The organism is Arthrobacter sp. NPDC080082, assembly GCF_040686595.1.
Classification (GTDB): Bacteria; Actinomycetota; Actinomycetes; order Actinomycetales; family Micrococcaceae; genus Arthrobacter.
Genome location: NZ_JBFBKQ010000001.1, coordinates 274,314 through 289,717, shown reverse-complemented (window position 1 = coordinate 289,717; position 15,404 = coordinate 274,314). Strand labels below are relative to the sequence as shown.

Here is a 15,404-nt window from a genome sequence, read left to right as displayed (position 1 = left end):
CGGGTCACCCCCGTCCGGCGGGGGCCAGCGGCGTCGCGAACACGCTCGGCGAGACAAAGATGCCGAGGTCCTCGAAGCGGTCGATGAAGCGGGGGCGGATGCCTGTGGCCACCGGTTTGCCCAGGAAGCGTCCATGGGCGTCGACGCCGGCGGAGTAGTCGAAGACGAAGGCATCCTGGAGGGTGACGATGTCCCCTTCCATGCCCTGGACCTCGGTGACGTGGGTGATGCGCCGGGAGCCGTCACGGAGCCTGGAGATCTGCACGATCAGGTTCACCGCGGAGGCGATTTGTTCGCGGATGGCGCGCAGGGGCAGGTCCATCCCGGCCATCAGGACCAGCGTCTCCAAGCGGGCGACGGCGTCCCTGGGGGAGTTGGAGTGGACGGTGGACAGTGATCCGTCGTGGCCGGTGTTCATGGCCTGGAGCATGTCCAGGGACTCGCCACCGCGGACCTCGCCGACGACGATCCGGTCCGGCCGCATACGCAGGGAGTTGCGGAGCAGGTCGCGGATAGTGACCTCGCCCTTGCCCTCGGTGTTCGGGGGACGGCTCTCCAGCCGCACCACGTGTTCCTGCTGGATCTGCAGTTCCACGGCGTCCTCGATGGTGACGATCCGCTCGTCGTGGGGCAGAAAGGAGGACAGGACGTTGAGCAGGGTGGTCTTGCCGGTACCGGTGCCGCCGGAGACGATGATGTTCAGCTTGGCCCGGACGCAGGCGTTGAGCAGCTCTGCCATCTCCGGGGTGAGCGTGCCGAACTCGATCAGGTTCTGCACCGTCAGGGGGATCTTGCTGAATTTACGGATGGTAAGCGAGGACCCGCCGACGGCCAGCGGCGGGATGACGGCATTGACGCGGGAGCCGTCCTCGAGTCGGGCGTCCACCAGGGGCGAGGACTCGTCGATGCGGCGGCCCACCTTGGAAACGATCCGCTCAATCACCTTGCGCAGGTGCTCCTCGGAGCTGAACCGCGAGTCCGTGAGCGTGAGCTGACCCTTGCGTTCCACGTAGATCTGGTCCATCCGGTTGACCATGATTTCGGTAACGGCCGGGTCGTCCAGGAGCCGTTGGAGCGGCCCGTAGCCGAGGACGTCGTCGGCGACGTCGCGGACCAGCCGGCCGCGTTCCTCTGCGGACAGCGGGACCTGTTCGGCGTCGACAATGCGGATCAGTTCGTCCCGGGCGGTAGCCCGCAGCTCTTCCTCCTTCACGGCGGAGTCGCTGAAGCGGGTCCCCATCCGCTCGAACAGGGCGGTGGCGGCACGTTCCTTGAGTGCGGCGAAGGCGTCAACTGGCTGGGCTCCGCGGCCGCCGTCGTGGTGCTCACCGAGGGCGTGCGACGGCGCCGCCGCGGAGAGGCGGGAGGGCTCGTGGCGTTCCGTTGCAGTGTGCCCGGAAGCAGCGTCGAGGGCGGAGCCGCCCCCGATCTGCGTCGGCAGCGGATGACCGTGGGCAGGGGACAAGTGCGGCGCCGGGGGAGCCGGCTGCGGGGCTGCCGGGACGTGGCCGCCCTCTGCCGCCGAGAGGCGTTCGGAGAGTTTCATTTAGACGACCACCCTTCGGTGCAGTTTCTTTTGGGCCTTGGCACGCCAGGCCGGATCGAACCGGGCGACCAGCTGCCGCAACCCCTTCACGGCGGGGTCCCGCCGGGCGTCCTGGAGGACGGGGATACCGCGGTTGGTGGAGTAGGCCACGGCCTTGGACCGGGGGATGCTCACGTCCACCGGGGCGCCGATGGTGGCCTCCACGTCCTGGACGCTGAGGCCGGACTTCGCATCGGCCATGTTCAGCACGACGTGCCGGGTCTCGGGCAGCAGGTCCAGCCGGCGGAGGATGTCCAGGCCGGAGCGGAGGCCGCGGATGCTGGGGACGTCCATGGCGCTGACCCAGACGACATCGGTGCACTGCTCCAGCGCTGCCAGCCCCACCTCCGGCAGCCCGGGCGCCGTGTCGATGACGACGTATTGGAACTGCTCGGCAAGCTGGGCGATCAGGCGGCTGACCTGCTGGGGGGTGATGCTGTCCGCCTCCACCGGGGTCCGCGGAGCGCACAGCGCGTAGATGCTGCTGGGGTGCACGGTGAGGAAGGCCTTGAGGACCAGGGAATCCTGGCTGGCGGAGGCAGAAACGGCGTCCGTGACGGTGTGTTCGGGGTTGAGGTAAAGGCCTGAGGCGATGTCGCCGAACTGCAGGTCCAGGTCCACCACGACGACGCTCATCGGTGCGACCTTTCCCAGACCGATGGCGATGTTGGTGGCGATGGTGGTTTTGCCGACGCCGCCCTTGGGGGAGAAGACCCCGATCACCAGGCCGCGCGGGGCGTCCGGGTTTTGCACCGCGGCGGTGCGGTTGCGGCTGGCGTAGGACTGGCAGGCCCGCTCCAGCAGCACCCGGATCTGTGCCGGGTCCGCGGAGGGGCTAAGGACGTCGCGGATGCCGGCGCGCATGGCGAGCAGGACGACGTCGGGGTCCGCCTCCCCGACCAGGATGACGCTGAGTTCGGGCAGTTGGACGTCGAAGACCGTGGCGAGCCGGAGCGCGTCCTCGGCCGGGACATCGGGTCCGAGGATCAGCACCTCCGGGCGTTCCTGGTCCAGCTTGGCGAAGAGTTCGCCCGGGTTGGCGGGGTCGACGGCGGCAAAAGTCTGGACGCCGCCTGTCAGTCCGCCGCCGACGGCCCGCCGAAGCCGCGCGTCGAAGTCGGTGTTGGGGGAGATGAGGACGAAGCGGCTCACTTGTATACCTCCGGACGGGTGATGATCCCGGGACGGCCGCTGTCCGTGGCGTCGAGCGGTTCCCGGCTCAGCCAAATGCTCGCCACTTCGGTGAAGTTGGAGGCGTAGACAATCTTCGTCGCGTCCACATCGTTGACCGCCACGGTCACGATCATTGAGCCGACTGGCAACGAGGTGTCGGCGGTGGGTGCCGAGGGGCCGCTTGGCGAAGGCTGGGGGCTGGGCGTGGCGACCGGGGCTCGTTGTACAGCAGTGACGAGGGCCTTGTGGACAGTTAGCTGTGTGGTCTCCTTGTCGCTTTTGCCCTCGATTCCGCCGTTTTTGAGATTGATGAATACACCGACGTGGTCACCGGCAGCTATGCGGCCGCCGACCACTCGCTGCGGCTCTAGCTGGAAGGAGACTTCCTGGAGACCCTTGGGAACATCGACGGCGCCGCTGGTCTTCAGTTCCTCGGGCTGGATCAGCCGCTCCGCCACCAGCTGCTCGCCCGGCAGCAGCTCCGCGGAGGTCACTTTGCCGCCCTGGCCATCAAGATTCTTCAGGGCCGACTTCGAGACGGCCGTGCCGGGCAGCTCCTGGGTTGCGAGGAAGGCCTGCAGACTCGCGGTCGGCGTGCCGGCGGGGACGGTCTTCTGCACTACCAGGACACTGACGGGGTTTAGGTCCTGGACGGCGCGGCTGTCCGCGCCCTGGGCGTAGCTGATAACGAGGACGGCGCCGACAATGGCGAGAACGACTGCCGCGACGCCTGCCAATAAGCGTGACTTCAAAAACTGCTCCTGAACCGGTGAGGGGGATGGCGAGGTACAAAGTGCTACTGGGTAAGGCGGACTATTGTGGCGCCGTTGGCGTCGACGGGACCCAAGGTGAAGCCATCCGCCAGGGAAACGTATTTGATGAAGCTGCCAATGATGCCGCGACAGTTGCCGTCGCAGGCCACGGCAGCGGTGACGGTCGGCGTCGTATTTTGGAAGGTGTCCGGGAGCGTACTGTTGCCACTGAACTTCCAGCCCTTGACCTTGAACGCGGCGAACGTCGTCAGGCCGTAGATGGCGCTGTTGCCGGTACCGGTGACGCGGTTGAAAACGGGAAGCAAAACGATGACGTCCTTGCCGGCGGTGATGTCGGCGGCCCAGCTGTTCAGCGTGGCGGCGCAGATGGATGGGGAATTGTTGCCCGGGTCGCTCCCGCTCTCGGCCGCTGCGAGGTCGATCAGCCCGCCGCACACGCCAGGATCGCTGACCAGCCAACCAAAGCCGCCGGCCACGGCGGCTCCGGAGGGTCCGTAGTTGCAGTCCGGGTTGGCGTTGCTGCCGTGGTCCTGCAGCAGTTGCAGCGTGCCGTCGACGTGTCCCTGCACCTGGCAGATCGAGAAGGCGACCGGGAAAGGCATTGGGCCCTTGATCGGACTGCCCCAGGTGACGCTCGACGTGGCATAGACCTCGGCGGAGCTATAGCCGAGGGCGCGGGCCAAAAACAATGAAACCTGGTTGGGCGCCTTGCCCGCTTCCTGGGATCCGGCGGCGACCGTGACAGTGCGGTTTGTCTTGTCCAAGAGCAGCGACTTGATATTGCTTAGCCCGTCGCCGGCATTGCCGTTAGCCAGCCCCTGTGCCAGCACCGAAGTGGTGGAACAGTCGGCGTCGTTGATGTCCTTGGCGCACTTTTGCGCAACGGCCAGCGCGGCGGCGTCGGAACCGTTACGAAGCTGGGTTCGCTCGGCGTACAGCATGCCAACGTCGACAGCCAGCGCGCCGAAACCCAGCAGAACCACCATCAGAATCGCAACCATGATGGCGATCCCGCCGCGCTCACGGTTCGCGCTAGGGACCGGACCAGCTAACCTCCGCACAGCATGACTCCTTTGCCTTCCATCGGGAACGGCCCGGCAATGCCGGTCAAGGTGGAGAGCGTGTAGGTGATCTTGACCGTGACCTGCGCACCGGACGTACAGGGGGTGGGGCTGATGGTGATGTTGGTATCAGCCAGGGCCGGCTGCAATGCGGCAGCAGCGTTTTTGACTGCCGTTTTGGCGGCGGTGCTGTTGTTATTGATGGCCATTACCCGGACGCCTTCGCGGGCCGCGCTGGAGAGAGCGATCTGCACGTTGTAGGCGCGGCCGAATTCCATGATTCCCAACAGGATCATGACCAGGACCGGGGCCAGCAGGGCGAACTCCACTGCGACGGCACCCCGTTCGCTTGATTTGGACATGGGACCGCCTTCCTGCCGTGGAGAATCGGAGATGCCAGTGTGGCGGCGGCTAACGCCGCCGCCACACGATCCGGGGCGCCGTGCGCCTTGGACTAGTCGTTATTTGGGTGTGCAGGTTGCCTTGCCCGCGTCGGCGCCGGCAGCGTAGGTGCCGCCACTGACGGAGCACTGGACCTGTGTGAACGTGTCCTTCAGGGTGCCGCCGAGCATCGTGACGGCGACGATGATCACGACGGCGATGAGGGAGACCATGATGCCGTACTCAACGGCGGTGGCGCCGCGCTGGTCGCGGCGCAGACGGGCAGCAAGGCTGCTAAAGAACGAACGCACGGGTGCCTCCTGGGCAGTGGGTGCGGCCCGGGGCGGGCCTGAGACGAACGGTCGGAAGTTTACGGCTTGGAGCAGCTGCCCGCGGTGCCGGCCGGGGAGCCTGCTGCGGCCGCCGTGTAGGTTCCGCCCTTGACGCTGCACTGGACCGAGTTGAAGGTTTCCTTCAGTGTGCCGCCGAGCATGGTAACGGCGACGATGATGACAACGGCGATAAGGGAGACCATGATGCCGTACTCAACGGCGGTGGCGCCGCGCTGATCGCGGCGAAGGCGGCTTGCGATGGTGGCGAAGAAGGAACGCATGAGTGACTCCTGAGCGAGGTGGGCGGCTGGCCCTGCACCAGCACTGAGAGGAACTTAGCAACCGCCGACACGCCGAGATCCCCACTTTCCAACTTCCTGTGTGAAGGCTTGACGAACTGTCCCTTTCCTGCCCTTTACCTGCGCCGATACTGCGCCGGAGACTCCTTACGGGTGGCCACCACAAAGAAGGACCCCCTCGACTCTGGTCCGAGGGGGTCCGGTCTGTGGCCGCCGGCGAGCGGGCCGGCTTATTTTTTGTCGAAGAGGTCCATGATGCTCATCGCAGTCGGTCCAAGCACCACAATGAACAGAGTGGGCAGAATGAAGAAGATGAGCGGAAAGAGCATCTTGACCGGCATCTTCATGGCGTGTTCCTCGGCGCGCTGGCGCCGCTTCACCCGCATGTCCTTGGCTTGTGCGTGCAGCACGCCGGCAATGGCGATGCCGTAGCTGTCCGCTTGGACGACGGCGCGAACGAAGCTCCGCAGGTCTGGGACGTCGACGCGCTGCGCCATGGCCAGGTACGCCTCCTTCCGGGACCGTCCCACCTGGATGTCCTGCAGCGTCCGAATGAGTTCGTCGGCAAGCGGACCCTTGCCATTCTGGCCAGCGCGCGCCATGGCAGTTTCGAAGCCGAGCCCGGCCTGAACTGAGATCAGCATCTGGTCCAGCGTGTCCGGCAGTTCCAGCTTGATCTGCTCGCGACGTTTCTGGGCATTGTTCCGGATCAAGATGTCGGGGACGAAGTAGGCAAGCGCCGTGACGCCCACCATCAGGAGGACGTTGGTGATGGTGGGGCTTCCGGCCACCAGCATGGTCCCCAGTACTGCTCCCGTTAGTGCCAACAACGGCTTGACCATGATGACGCGGCCCAGGGGCCAGTCCTTCGGCCGCCCTGCACCGGCAAGCTGCTTGTCCAGCCACGCGGCATAGCCCTTGGGGGTGACCCTTCGGCTGAGGGCCGCGAGCTGCCCAGCGGCGGACACCAAAGACCCGGCCGTCTCCGGGCGCCGCCCCAGGTTGGTTTGGATGTTTCGCAGGCCGGCACGGTCGCCGGTAAAGGCGAGCCACGTCATGAGGGACACCGGGGCGATGATGGCCAGGATGGCGGCATAAGCGATGGGATTCATAGTCTTCGTCCTCTCAGAACTTTGGTTTGATGAGGCGGCTGAGCCAGAATCCGCCGGCGGCCAGCAGAACGACGGCGGTGACGATCATCAGGAAGCCGGGAAACGTGGTGAGGAAGACCTTCGAATACAGCGGGTTGAACAGCGTGAGTCCGAAAAACATCACGATCGGCAGAGCCATGAGGACCAACGCCGACATACGTCCTTCCGCGCTGAGAGCCTTCACCTGGCCGCGTAGCTGGGTCCGGTCCCGGATGGTCTCACCCACGTTGTCCAGGACCTGCGCGAGGTCACCGCCTACCTCGCGGTGGATCTCGATGGCCCGGGTGATGGAGGCAAAGTCCTCGTTGGCGGTCCGCCGGGCCACGTCTGCCAGCGATTCCCCGAGGTCCCGACCGATCCGGGTCTCGTTGACCACCCGGCTGAGTTCTTCTTTCATGGGCGACTCGTTTTCCTCCGCGGCGGCGTCCACCGCCCGGAGCAGGCTGTGTCCGGCCCGCAGCCCCCCGGCCAACATTTGCAAGGCGTCCGGTACCTGCTCGGCGAACTTGCGGCGTCGGCGGGAGACCAGGACCTGCAGCAGGAGAAGGAGCCCGACCGGCGCCATCAACAGCAACAGGAAGGCCGGCACCAGCCCGCCCAGCAGGAACCCGATGACCGCGGCGACGAAGGCTGCGGCTCCGACGAACAGGAGGTAGTCACCGGGCTGCTTCTTCAGGCCCGCGCTGTCCAGCCGTTCCCGGCTGAGCAGGCCCGGGCCCCGGCCGCGGAGCTGCTGGTTGAGGGCAGTCACGGCATGGTCGGTCAGCTTCGTCAGGCCGGAGTTGTGGTTGGCCTGCAGCTCCGGACGTCGCCGCGAGAGGGGGACGCTGCGGGAGGCGAAGACGACGACGATCACGATGGCCAGGGCGGCGTAGACCAGGAGCAGGCCGCCGACAAACACCAGGGGAGAGAGTTCCACCGTTACCGCCCCCTCATCGCTGCGGCGCCGAAGACCGCCGGCGAGATCGGAATCCCGAGCTCGGCGAAGCGGTCGGTGAAGCGCGGGCGGACACCGGTGGGGATGGTCCGGCCCAGGAAGCGGCCGTTGCCGTCGACCCCGGCCGCGTAGTCGAACACGAACGCGTCCTGGAGCGTGACGACGTCGCCCTCCATGCCCTGAACCTCGGTGATGTGCGTGACCCGGCGCGAGCCGTCCCGGAGGCGGGTGATGTGCACGATCAGGTTCACCGCGGAGGCAACCTGTTCGCGGATGGCCCGCAGTGGCAGGTCCATCCCGGCCATCAGTACGAGGGTTTCCAACCGCGCGACGGCGTCCCGCGGCGAGTTGGCGTGGACGGTGGAGATGGACCCGTCGTGGCCGGTGTTCATGGCCTGCAGCATGTCCAGGGACTCGCCGCCGCGGACCTCGCCAACCACGATCCGATCCGGCCGCATGCGCAGCGAGTTGCGGACCAGATCGCGGATGGAGATCTCGCCCTTGCCTTCGATGTTGGGCGGACGGCTCTCCAGCCGGACCACGTGATCTTGCTGCAGCTGCAGTTCCACGGCGTCCTCGATGGTGACGATCCGGTCCGTGCTCGGGATGAACGAGGAGAGCACGTTCAGCAGGGTGGTCTTGCCGGTGCCGGTACCGCCGGAGACGATGATGTTCAGCCGCGCCTGCACGCACGCCTGCAGCAACTCGGCCATCTCGGGCGAGAGGCTGCCCATAGTGACCAGGTCGTGCACCGTCAGGGGGTCCCGGCCGAACTTGCGGATGGTCAGGGCGGGACCGTTGACCGCGAGTGGCGGAATGATGGCGTTGACGCGGGACCCGTCGGAGAGCCGGGCATCAACCAGGGGAGAGGACTCATCGATCCGGCGGCCAACGTTGGAGACGATCCTTTCGATCACCCGGCGCAATGCCTCGTCGGAGGTGAATTTGGCATCGGTGAGTTGAAGCCGTCCCTGGCGTTCCACGTAGATCTGGTCGAATCGGTTGACCATCACCTCGGTGACGGTCGGGTCGTCCAGGTACCGCTGGATGGGTCCGTGGCCCAGCACGTCGTCGGTGATGTCCCGGATCAGCCGCTGGCGTTCCGCCGCGGAGAGGGGAATCTGTTCCTCTTCGACGACGGCCTTGAGTTCTTCCTTGACGGACTGGTGCAGCTCGGCCTCGTCCACCGAGGAGTCCGTGATGCGGGAGCCGAGCCGTTCGAAGAGGGACGCGCTGGCCCGTTCCTTGAGGGCGTTGAGTGCCTCGCTGGCCACCGTTGCCGTCTGCTGCAGTTCGGCGGCGGGCTGCGCCTCCGCGGCGGTCTTGGCCTCGAGGATCCGGCCGAGGGTGGCCGGCGCGTTGGGGGCGGCGAAGACGTCGTCGTCGGGCTTGTTTGCTTCGGTGGGCCCGGGGACCCCGCGCAGTTGCTGGTACCGGTCCGCGAGGCTCATTGGACTACCGCCCTTCTGTGGAGTTGCTTGTGGGGCCGGGCGTCCCAGTCCGGCTTGAACCGGTCGACCAGGCGCCGCAGGCCCTTGAGTGCCGCGTCCCGGCTGTTGTCCTGGAGGATGGGGACGCCCTTGTTGGTGGAGAACGGCAGGGTCCGTGAGCGGGGGAGGACGACGTCGACCGGAGCGCCGATGGTGGCCTCGACGTCCTTGAGCGAGAGTCCCGCGCGGCGGTCGGCCATGTTGAGGACGATGTGCCGGTGGGCCGGCACCAGGTTCAACTCGTCGAGGATCTGGAACCCGGTCCGCAGTCCCCGGATGCTGGGGACGTCCATCCCGCAGATCCAGACTGCGTCGGTGGCCTGCTCCAACGTGGCCAGGACGTGCTCGCCCAGGCCCGGTGCGGTGTCGACCACGATGTAGCGGAATTCCTGCCGCAGCTGCTCCAGTAGGTGGCTGACATGGGCCGCGGTGATGCGGTCCATCTCAATCGGCGTCCGAGGGGCGCAGAGCGCGTAGATTCCGGCCGGATGGACCGTGAGGTAGGTCTTGAGGACCATGGAATCCTGGCTGGCCGCTCCCGCCACGGCGTCGGTGATGGTGAACTCAGGCTCGAGCAGCAGTCCGCTGGCCACGTCCCCGAACTGCAGGTCCAGGTCCACCACGACCACGCTCATCGGTGCGCTCTTGCCCAGCCCGACGGCGAGGTTGGTGGCCACCGTCGTCTTGCCGACGCCGCCCTTGGGTGACATCACGGCAATCACGCGGCCGGGGCCGTGGTCTGCGTGCTCAGTGGCCTGCGGACCCAGCCCCCGGCGCCGGCCGGCAGCGGCGAGGCTGGCCCGCTCGAGCATGACGCGGATGGTGTCGGGATCCGCGTCGGGATCCAGGAGATCCCGGACACCGGCACGCATGGCTTGGACCACGGTTTCGTGTTCTGCAGTGCAAGCCAGCACGACGCTGATCTCGGGGTATTGCAAGTCCATGACGGAGGCCAGTTTCAGCGAGTCGGCCACCGGGACGCCCGGTCCCAGGATGAGGACCTCCGGCGGTTCGCCGACCAACTGCTTCAGCATGTCGGCAGGTCCCTCGGGCAGGTAGTCCGCCTTGAAGACGTGTAGCTCGCCGTGCATTCCGTTGACGGCCAGACGGACCAGGCGTTCGAAGTCCGAATTCGGGGTGATGAGGACGAAGCGGCTCATTTGAACAGCCCTGCCGCATCCACCGTGCCGGTTCCGGCGTCCGGGGAATCCGAGGGTTCCTTGGACAGGTAGATCTTGCCGAACTCCGCCGCGAAGACGATCCGCTCAGCGTCAGCGCTGTTCCGCGCTAAGGTGATGAGGTAACCGCCGTCGCCGGAGGACTTCGACGACGTCGTCGAGGAAACCTGGCTTGCGCCGCCGCTATCCGAGGCCGTTCCGGACTGCGTCGCCGCGCCGTCGCTATACTGCGCCGCAGTGACCAGGACCTTGTGGAAGGTTTGCTGCGTGCGGCTGAGCTTGGCGCCGTCGGTGCCCGTGGCCGCCGATTCCAGTGAGAGGAAGACGCCGACCGTGTCGCCAGCCTTCAGAATGCCGCCGGCCACGCGTTCGATGGGTAGTTTGAGCGTGACCTCCTGCAACCCGGTGGGCACCTGGACCCGAGACGGGCCGAGGAACGAGGTTTCGTCGACCATGCGGCTCGAGAGCAACTGCTCACCCGGTTCCAGGGTGACCGCCGTGACCTTCGACCCCAGGGAGGAAAGATCGGTGATGGTGTTGTCCGCCACCGCAAGCTTCGGGACGTCCTTTTTCACCACCATGCCGGCCACCTTGTCCGCCGAGGTTCCGGCGGGAATTGCTTTCTGTACGACATACACGGATTCTGTTTCCGTTCCGGCGACAGCACGTTTATCGGCATTCTGTACATAGGAAACCAATAGGACTGTGCCAATGATGGCAACAAGTAGAGCCGCAATGCCCCCCAGCAGGCGTGTTCTCATTTCAACTCCTTAGAAATACTTATCGTGTGAGCGTTATTTCGACCGTTCCCAGGTCCGTGCCAGTGCCGGGACCAGTTTGGGTCGAATTAATGGTTTCGAATTTCACAAATTGACCGATGACGCAGCGCGCGTTGCCGGTGGTGCCGCCGTTGCCGCCGCCACCGTTTCCGCCGTGACCGTTGCCCCCGCCGTTGCCCCCGCCGGAGTTCACCGTGGTGCAGGCCAGGGAACTGTTCATCCCGGGGTCGGAGGCCGCGTTGCGGAACTCGTAAGGCGAGCCGTTCCCGAACTTCCAGCCCCAGATCTTGAAGGTGGCGTAGCCGATGATGTGGAAGTAACCGTTTTGGCCTTGGTTCGAGGCGTCATCGAAGACAGGGAAGGTGACCTTGACCTCACCACCGCCGGAGATTGTGTTGATCCATCCGGTCAGAACGGCGGCGCACTCCGTCGGCGGGTTGTTGCCGGGATCCGAACCGATCCGGTTACTGCCCGTCTGGGTGGTGGCGACGCAGGGCGAGCTTTGGTCCAGCCAGCCCCACCCGCCCGGGATTTCCGTGCCGGACGGGCCGGTGCAGGTACCGCCCGGCTTGTAGGAGATCTTCTGGACCTGGGCCGTGGCCGCGGCGGTGGATAGGTTGTAGCAGTTGTCCGAGATGGCCAACGGGAAAGCGGAACCCCCGAGGGGCGGCGCCCACGACGCGGTAGCGCCGGCACGGACGGTTGCGGGAGGAGCATTCAGGGCGCTGGCGAATAATTTGGTGAGGAAGCCCGCGCCGTTGGAGCCCAGGGTAGAGGTGACCACCCTGACCTGTCCGGGGACGGACAGGTCAACCGAATCGACGGCGGACGCGCCGTCGTTTGAGTTTGGTCCTGCAAGTTCCCGGGCCCACGTGAGCGCCTGTGACACGGTGCAGGTGCCGGCGGAGTGGCACCGTTGCGCTGCGGCAAGGGCTCCCGCGTCCGCGGCGTTCTGCAGCTGTGCGCGTTCCGCATAGATCTGTCCGGTGTCCACGGCCAGGGACCCTGCACCGATCAGGACAAACATCAGCAGCGCCACCATGACGCCGGCCGCGCCGCGTTCCTTGCCGTCCCGGGCCTGCTTTGGCCGCGCTAGCCGTGGCATCGCATGGCCCCCGTCCCGCGGACCGTCACGGAGCCGCCGAATATCCCGGTGAGGGAGTTCGCGGTGTAGCTGAGCGCCACCTGGGCGTTACCCGTTCCGCCAGTGGGGCAGGCGCCCGTGAAGGTGTAGCTGAAGCCGGCCGGGCTGAGCCCCGGTGCGCCCGCGACGGCGGCGGTCCGGGCGCGGGCCTGATCGTTGTAGATCGCCATGGTCCGTGCGGCCTCGCGGGCCGCCTGGGTAACGGAGATCTGCAGGTTGTAGGTGTAAGAAAACTCGACGATCCCGCCCACCAGGGCCAAAAGGATCGGTGCAACGAGGGCGAACTCGACGGCGGCCGCCCCGCGTTCACGGCCGGCCCGCCTAGGCGGGCGCGGGGGCTGGTTGCTGCGCTTCATAGGATCCCCCCAGGGAATAGATGCAGCGATGGGATGGACTGTGCCGCGCCCGCGTGGCGCGGACGCGGCACAGAGGTTGGTGCTGAGACCTGTTTGAGAGAAGTGGCCGGAAACCTACCGGGCCCATCCGTTGACAGTGGCGGCGAGCCCGTTGAACCAGCCGGAGAGGGCTGTACCGAAGGCCGTAACGGCGAGGATGATGCCGAAGGCGATGAAAGCCACCAGCAGCGAGTATTCAGTCGCCGTGGCACCCTTTTCGGATTCCAGCTTGCCCTTGACGCCGGCGATGAAAGAAAGCATTGAGACCATGAGACCAGTCATTGTATTAATCCTTTTCCAGAGTTTTTTGATATTTATCGAAACTCCGGCAAATCCCCCATTTGCTATTCGGTGGAGCGTCGATGCGACCACCATGGCACGGCAAATATCGGCCCGGCAATGATTTCAACTACTCGACTTCCGCACGTAAAAGAGCGCGTTTACGCAGGTATCCGGAGTGCTGTACTCAGTCCGACACGGCCCCGACGGTAAACTACTTGTTTTGCTAAGTCGGCTTACTTATTGGTGGGTGGGGGAGCCGACGACGGAAGCCTTAGGCGGAGAGCAGGATGACGGCCAGTGCGGCGGTCAGCATGGACGGCCCGAAGGCAACTTCCTTCGGCGTGTTTCCGCGGTTTTTCAGCACCAGCAGAGCGGCGGCGGCGCCGCCGGCCACAAAGCCCAGGGCGCCCCCGTAGAACAGGTGCGGCCAGCCTAGGTATCCCAAGTACAGCCCGAGGGGCGCGGACAGCTTTACGTCGCCCATTCCGATGCCATTGGGACTGATGAGAGCCAAGATGAAGTAGCAAACGAAGAGGATGACGAGGCCGATGATGCCCCGGAGCAGTGCCGGCCACTCCCCGGAGGTCATTGCGGAGCCCGTCAGGAGCACCAGGCCGACACCCAGGAGCGGGCCTACGAGGCGGTTGGGAAGGATATGGAATGAGAGATCAATTCGCGTCAATTCCACCGCGGCAATTGCCAGAAATAGATAGGCGGGTAATTCCGGTGCCGGGCCGAGGCGCCAGGCCAGTGCGCCGCAGAGCAGTCCCGCTGCGGCCGCCGTCGGCCATGCCCGGCGTGGAGACGAAACGGCGAACTGGGGGAGCGCACGGCGGGAGGCGGCCCGGGCTCCGAAGTCGAGAGCGACGCCGGCAATGGCGATCGCCAGGATAAAAAGTGCCGCTCCAGCCGCAGGAAGGTGTTCCGCCCCGGTCACGGTGGGAGCGGTCACGGGGCCTCCAGGGATCAAGTGCGGCGATGATGCCGCCCGGTTCTGCGCCACAGCTGGCCTGCGGGTGGCGGACAGTTCATTTTGACCCATGCCCACGGCTTCCGCTAATCTAGGTAGTCGTTGTGCGTGTCCTATCTCGATGGTGCGTGCCCGCAGAGAATCCGGTTGCAGGATAGCTACTCCGCGTGCACATTCGAGACCACAGGATGACTGGTTACATAGAGCCCTCACCTCTGTTCCGGTAGCGCATAGATAGTAGGTGCACCCCGCGTGACGCCTAAAACAAGAACGCCAGAACAAGAACGAGGCAAACACCGTGCGTACGTACACCCCGAAGCCCGGCGATATCAACCGCCAGTGGCACGTCATTGACGCCACCGACGTTGTCCTTGGTCGTCTTGCCAGCCAGACCGCAATCCTGCTGCGCGGCAAGCACAAGGCCACCTTTGCGTCCCACATGGACATGGGCGACTTCGTCATCATCATCAACGCTGAGAAGGTTGCCCTGACCGGCGCCAAGCTGGAGCAGAAGCGCGCTTACCGCCACTCCGGCTACCCGGGCGGCCTCACCTCCGTCAACTACGCGGAGCTGCTGGAAACCAACCCGGTCCGCGCCGTAGAGAAGGCCATCAAGGGCATGCTCCCGAAGAACTCCCTCGCTGCACAGCAGCTGGGCAAGCTGAAGGTTTACCGCGGTGCAGAGCACCCGCACGCCGCCCAGCAGCCCAAGACTTTCGAAATCACCCAGGTCGCCCAGTAGTCCTGGCCACCAAACAACTTTATTAATACAAGGAGAACCGTGGCTCAGAACGAAGAGACCACCGAAGCCGTCGAGGCTGAGGAAAACCTGACCAGCTACACCTCTGAGAGCGGCGCTGCTGACGCAGCCGCTCCCAAGAAGGAACGCCCGGCCCTGACCGTTGCCGGCGCAGCTGTTGGCCGCCGCAAGGAAGCCGTCGCACGCGTCCGCGTCGTCCCCGGCTCCGGCAAGTGGACCATCAACGGCCGCGAGCTGGCGAACTACTTCCCGAACAAGCTGCACCAGCAGGACGTCAACGAGCCCTTCAAGATCCTCGATCTGGAAGGCGCCTACGACGTCATCGCCCGCATCCACGGCGGTGGCCCCTCCGGCCAGGCCGGTGCACTGCGTCTCGGCATCGCCCGTTCGCTGAACGAGATCGACGTCGAGAACAACCGCGCCACCCTGAAGAAGGCCGGCTACCTCACCCGTGACGCCCGTGTCATCGAGCGTAAGAAGGCCGGTCTCAAGAAGGCCCGTAAGGCTCAGCAGTACTCCAAGCGCTAAACAGCGCCTTCCCGGTGTGTGGCCGCTGGCGCGACCACACACCGGGACCCGCGGCGCTGTCCAGCGCTCGGATCCCCAAGCGCTAAACAGCGCCTGCTTCGGAAGCCCGTCCCGCATGTGCGGGGCGGGCTTTCGTCGTTAACGGGCCGGGGACCCGACGTCGTATCCCGGGCCATCGACTAAACT

Annotated in this window: 18 protein-coding genes; 2 read left to right on the top strand and 16 right to left on the bottom strand. The window is 65.7% G+C overall.

Features of this window, described 5'->3' with window-relative positions:
• Positions 1 to 4: 4 nt before the first annotated feature.
• From AB0O44_RS01275 to AB0O44_RS01200, 16 genes are all read right to left on the bottom strand, one after another.
• Positions 5 to 1,546 carry a CpaF family protein gene (locus AB0O44_RS01275; protein ID WP_364133322.1) on the bottom strand — a complete coding sequence of 514 codons (1,542 nt, stop codon included), beginning with the start codon at positions 1,544 to 1,546 and terminating at the stop codon, positions 5 to 7.
• The gene (locus AB0O44_RS01270; protein WP_364133320.1) at positions 1,547 to 2,737 is read right to left on the bottom strand and encodes an AAA family ATPase; all 1,191 of its coding nucleotides are present in this window, start codon (positions 2,735 to 2,737) and stop codon (positions 1,547 to 1,549) included.
• Positions 2,734 to 3,510, bottom strand: coding sequence for an RcpC/CpaB family pilus assembly protein (locus AB0O44_RS01265; protein ID WP_364133317.1), 777 nt, complete (start codon positions 3,508 to 3,510; stop codon positions 2,734 to 2,736). The genes AB0O44_RS01270 and AB0O44_RS01265 overlap by 4 nt, the downstream gene beginning before the upstream one ends.
• Before the next feature lie 44 nt (positions 3,511 to 3,554).
• Positions 3,555 to 4,592, bottom strand: coding sequence for a TadE/TadG family type IV pilus assembly protein (locus AB0O44_RS01260; RefSeq protein ID WP_364133314.1), 1,038 nt, complete (start codon positions 4,590 to 4,592; stop codon positions 3,555 to 3,557).
• The gene (locus AB0O44_RS01255; protein WP_364133312.1) at positions 4,580 to 4,954 is read right to left on the bottom strand and encodes a TadE/TadG family type IV pilus assembly protein; all 375 of its coding nucleotides are present in this window, start codon (positions 4,952 to 4,954) and stop codon (positions 4,580 to 4,582) included. Before AB0O44_RS01255 ends, AB0O44_RS01260 begins: the two co-directional genes overlap by 13 nt.
• 99 nt (positions 4,955 to 5,053) lie before the next feature.
• On the bottom strand, positions 5,054 to 5,284 hold the full coding sequence (locus AB0O44_RS01250; protein ID WP_138768593.1) for a Flp family type IVb pilin: 231 nt from the start codon (positions 5,282 to 5,284) through the stop codon (positions 5,054 to 5,056).
• Between the two features lie 59 nt (positions 5,285 to 5,343).
• The gene (locus AB0O44_RS01245; protein WP_364133309.1) at positions 5,344 to 5,586 is read right to left on the bottom strand and encodes a Flp family type IVb pilin; all 243 of its coding nucleotides are present in this window, start codon (positions 5,584 to 5,586) and stop codon (positions 5,344 to 5,346) included.
• Between the two features lie 248 nt (positions 5,587 to 5,834).
• On the bottom strand, positions 5,835 to 6,716 hold the full coding sequence (locus tag AB0O44_RS01240; protein WP_364133306.1) for a type II secretion system F family protein: 882 nt from the start codon (positions 6,714 to 6,716) through the stop codon (positions 5,835 to 5,837).
• A 13-nt stretch (positions 6,717 to 6,729) separates the two neighbouring features.
• Positions 6,730 to 7,674, bottom strand: coding sequence for a type II secretion system F family protein (locus AB0O44_RS01235; protein ID WP_364133304.1), 945 nt, complete (start codon positions 7,672 to 7,674; stop codon positions 6,730 to 6,732).
• A 2-nt stretch (positions 7,675 to 7,676) separates the two neighbouring features.
• A complete protein-coding gene (locus tag AB0O44_RS01230; RefSeq protein WP_364133301.1) occupies positions 7,677 to 9,143 on the bottom strand; it encodes a CpaF family protein in 1,467 nt (488 codons plus the stop codon).
• Positions 9,140 to 10,342: an AAA family ATPase gene (locus tag AB0O44_RS01225; protein WP_364133299.1), complete on the bottom strand. Its 1,203-nt coding sequence runs from the start codon at positions 10,340 to 10,342 to the stop codon at positions 9,140 to 9,142. Before AB0O44_RS01225 ends, AB0O44_RS01230 begins: the two co-directional genes overlap by 4 nt.
• Positions 10,339 to 11,121: an RcpC/CpaB family pilus assembly protein gene (locus AB0O44_RS01220; protein WP_364133297.1), complete on the bottom strand. Its 783-nt coding sequence runs from the start codon at positions 11,119 to 11,121 to the stop codon at positions 10,339 to 10,341. Before AB0O44_RS01220 ends, AB0O44_RS01225 begins: the two co-directional genes overlap by 4 nt.
• Before the next feature lie 19 nt (positions 11,122 to 11,140).
• Complete coding sequence (locus AB0O44_RS01215; protein WP_364133295.1) at positions 11,141 to 12,244, bottom strand: pilus assembly protein TadG-related protein; 1,104 nt, start codon at positions 12,242 to 12,244, stop codon at positions 11,141 to 11,143.
• Positions 12,232 to 12,639: a TadE/TadG family type IV pilus assembly protein gene (locus tag AB0O44_RS01210; protein WP_364133292.1), complete on the bottom strand. Its 408-nt coding sequence runs from the start codon at positions 12,637 to 12,639 to the stop codon at positions 12,232 to 12,234. Before AB0O44_RS01210 ends, AB0O44_RS01215 begins: the two co-directional genes overlap by 13 nt.
• Positions 12,640 to 12,753: 114 nt before the next feature.
• Positions 12,754 to 12,960 (bottom strand): Flp family type IVb pilin, encoded by a 207-nt coding sequence (locus AB0O44_RS01205; protein WP_364133290.1) that lies wholly within the window; start codon positions 12,958 to 12,960, stop codon positions 12,754 to 12,756.
• A gap of 271 nt (positions 12,961 to 13,231) precedes the next feature.
• Positions 13,232 to 13,912 carry a prepilin peptidase gene (locus AB0O44_RS01200; protein ID WP_364133287.1) on the bottom strand — a complete coding sequence of 227 codons (681 nt, stop codon included), beginning with the start codon at positions 13,910 to 13,912 and terminating at the stop codon, positions 13,232 to 13,234.
• A gap of 316 nt (positions 13,913 to 14,228) precedes the next feature.
• Between AB0O44_RS01200 and rplM the strand changes: the two genes are divergently transcribed.
• The gene (gene rplM, locus AB0O44_RS01195) at positions 14,229 to 14,672 is read left to right on the top strand and encodes a 50S ribosomal protein L13 (protein ID WP_043454696.1); all 444 of its coding nucleotides are present in this window, start codon (positions 14,229 to 14,231) and stop codon (positions 14,670 to 14,672) included.
• Positions 14,673 to 14,711: 39 nt separating this feature from the next.
• Positions 14,712 to 15,218, top strand: coding sequence for a 30S ribosomal protein S9 (rpsI, locus tag AB0O44_RS01190; protein ID WP_290255887.1), 507 nt, complete (start codon positions 14,712 to 14,714; stop codon positions 15,216 to 15,218).
• Positions 15,219 to 15,404: the final 186 nt, after the last annotated feature.

What these genes read in the sequence shown, in the direction of transcription:
- AB0O44_RS01240 (WP_364133306.1), bottom strand. Translation starts at nt 6,716, where the DNA reads ATGAATCCCATCGCTTATGCCGCCATCCTGGCCATCATCGCCCCGGTG.
- AB0O44_RS01205 (WP_364133290.1), bottom strand. Translation starts at nt 12,960, where the DNA reads ATGACTGGTCTCATGGTCTCAATGCTTTCTTTCATCGCCGGCGTCAAG.
- AB0O44_RS01230 (WP_364133301.1), bottom strand. Translation starts at nt 9,143, where the DNA reads ATGAGCCTCGCGGACCGGTACCAGCAACTGCGCGGGGTCCCCGGGCCC.
- AB0O44_RS01255 (WP_364133312.1), bottom strand. Translation starts at nt 4,954, where the DNA reads ATGTCCAAATCAAGCGAACGGGGTGCCGTCGCAGTGGAGTTCGCCCTG.
- AB0O44_RS01225 (WP_364133299.1), bottom strand. Translation starts at nt 10,342, where the DNA reads ATGAGCCGCTTCGTCCTCATCACCCCGAATTCGGACTTCGAACGCCTG.
- AB0O44_RS01275 (WP_364133322.1), bottom strand. Translation starts at nt 1,546, where the DNA reads ATGAAACTCTCCGAACGCCTCTCGGCGGCAGAGGGCGGCCACGTCCCG.
- AB0O44_RS01245 (WP_364133309.1), bottom strand. Translation starts at nt 5,586, where the DNA reads ATGCGTTCCTTCTTCGCCACCATCGCAAGCCGCCTTCGCCGCGATCAG.
- AB0O44_RS01215 (WP_364133295.1), bottom strand. Translation starts at nt 12,244, where the DNA reads ATGCCACGGCTAGCGCGGCCAAAGCAGGCCCGGGACGGCAAGGAACGC.
- AB0O44_RS01210 (WP_364133292.1), bottom strand. Translation starts at nt 12,639, where the DNA reads ATGAAGCGCAGCAACCAGCCCCCGCGCCCGCCTAGGCGGGCCGGCCGT.
- AB0O44_RS01220 (WP_364133297.1), bottom strand. Translation starts at nt 11,121, where the DNA reads ATGAGAACACGCCTGCTGGGGGGCATTGCGGCTCTACTTGTTGCCATC.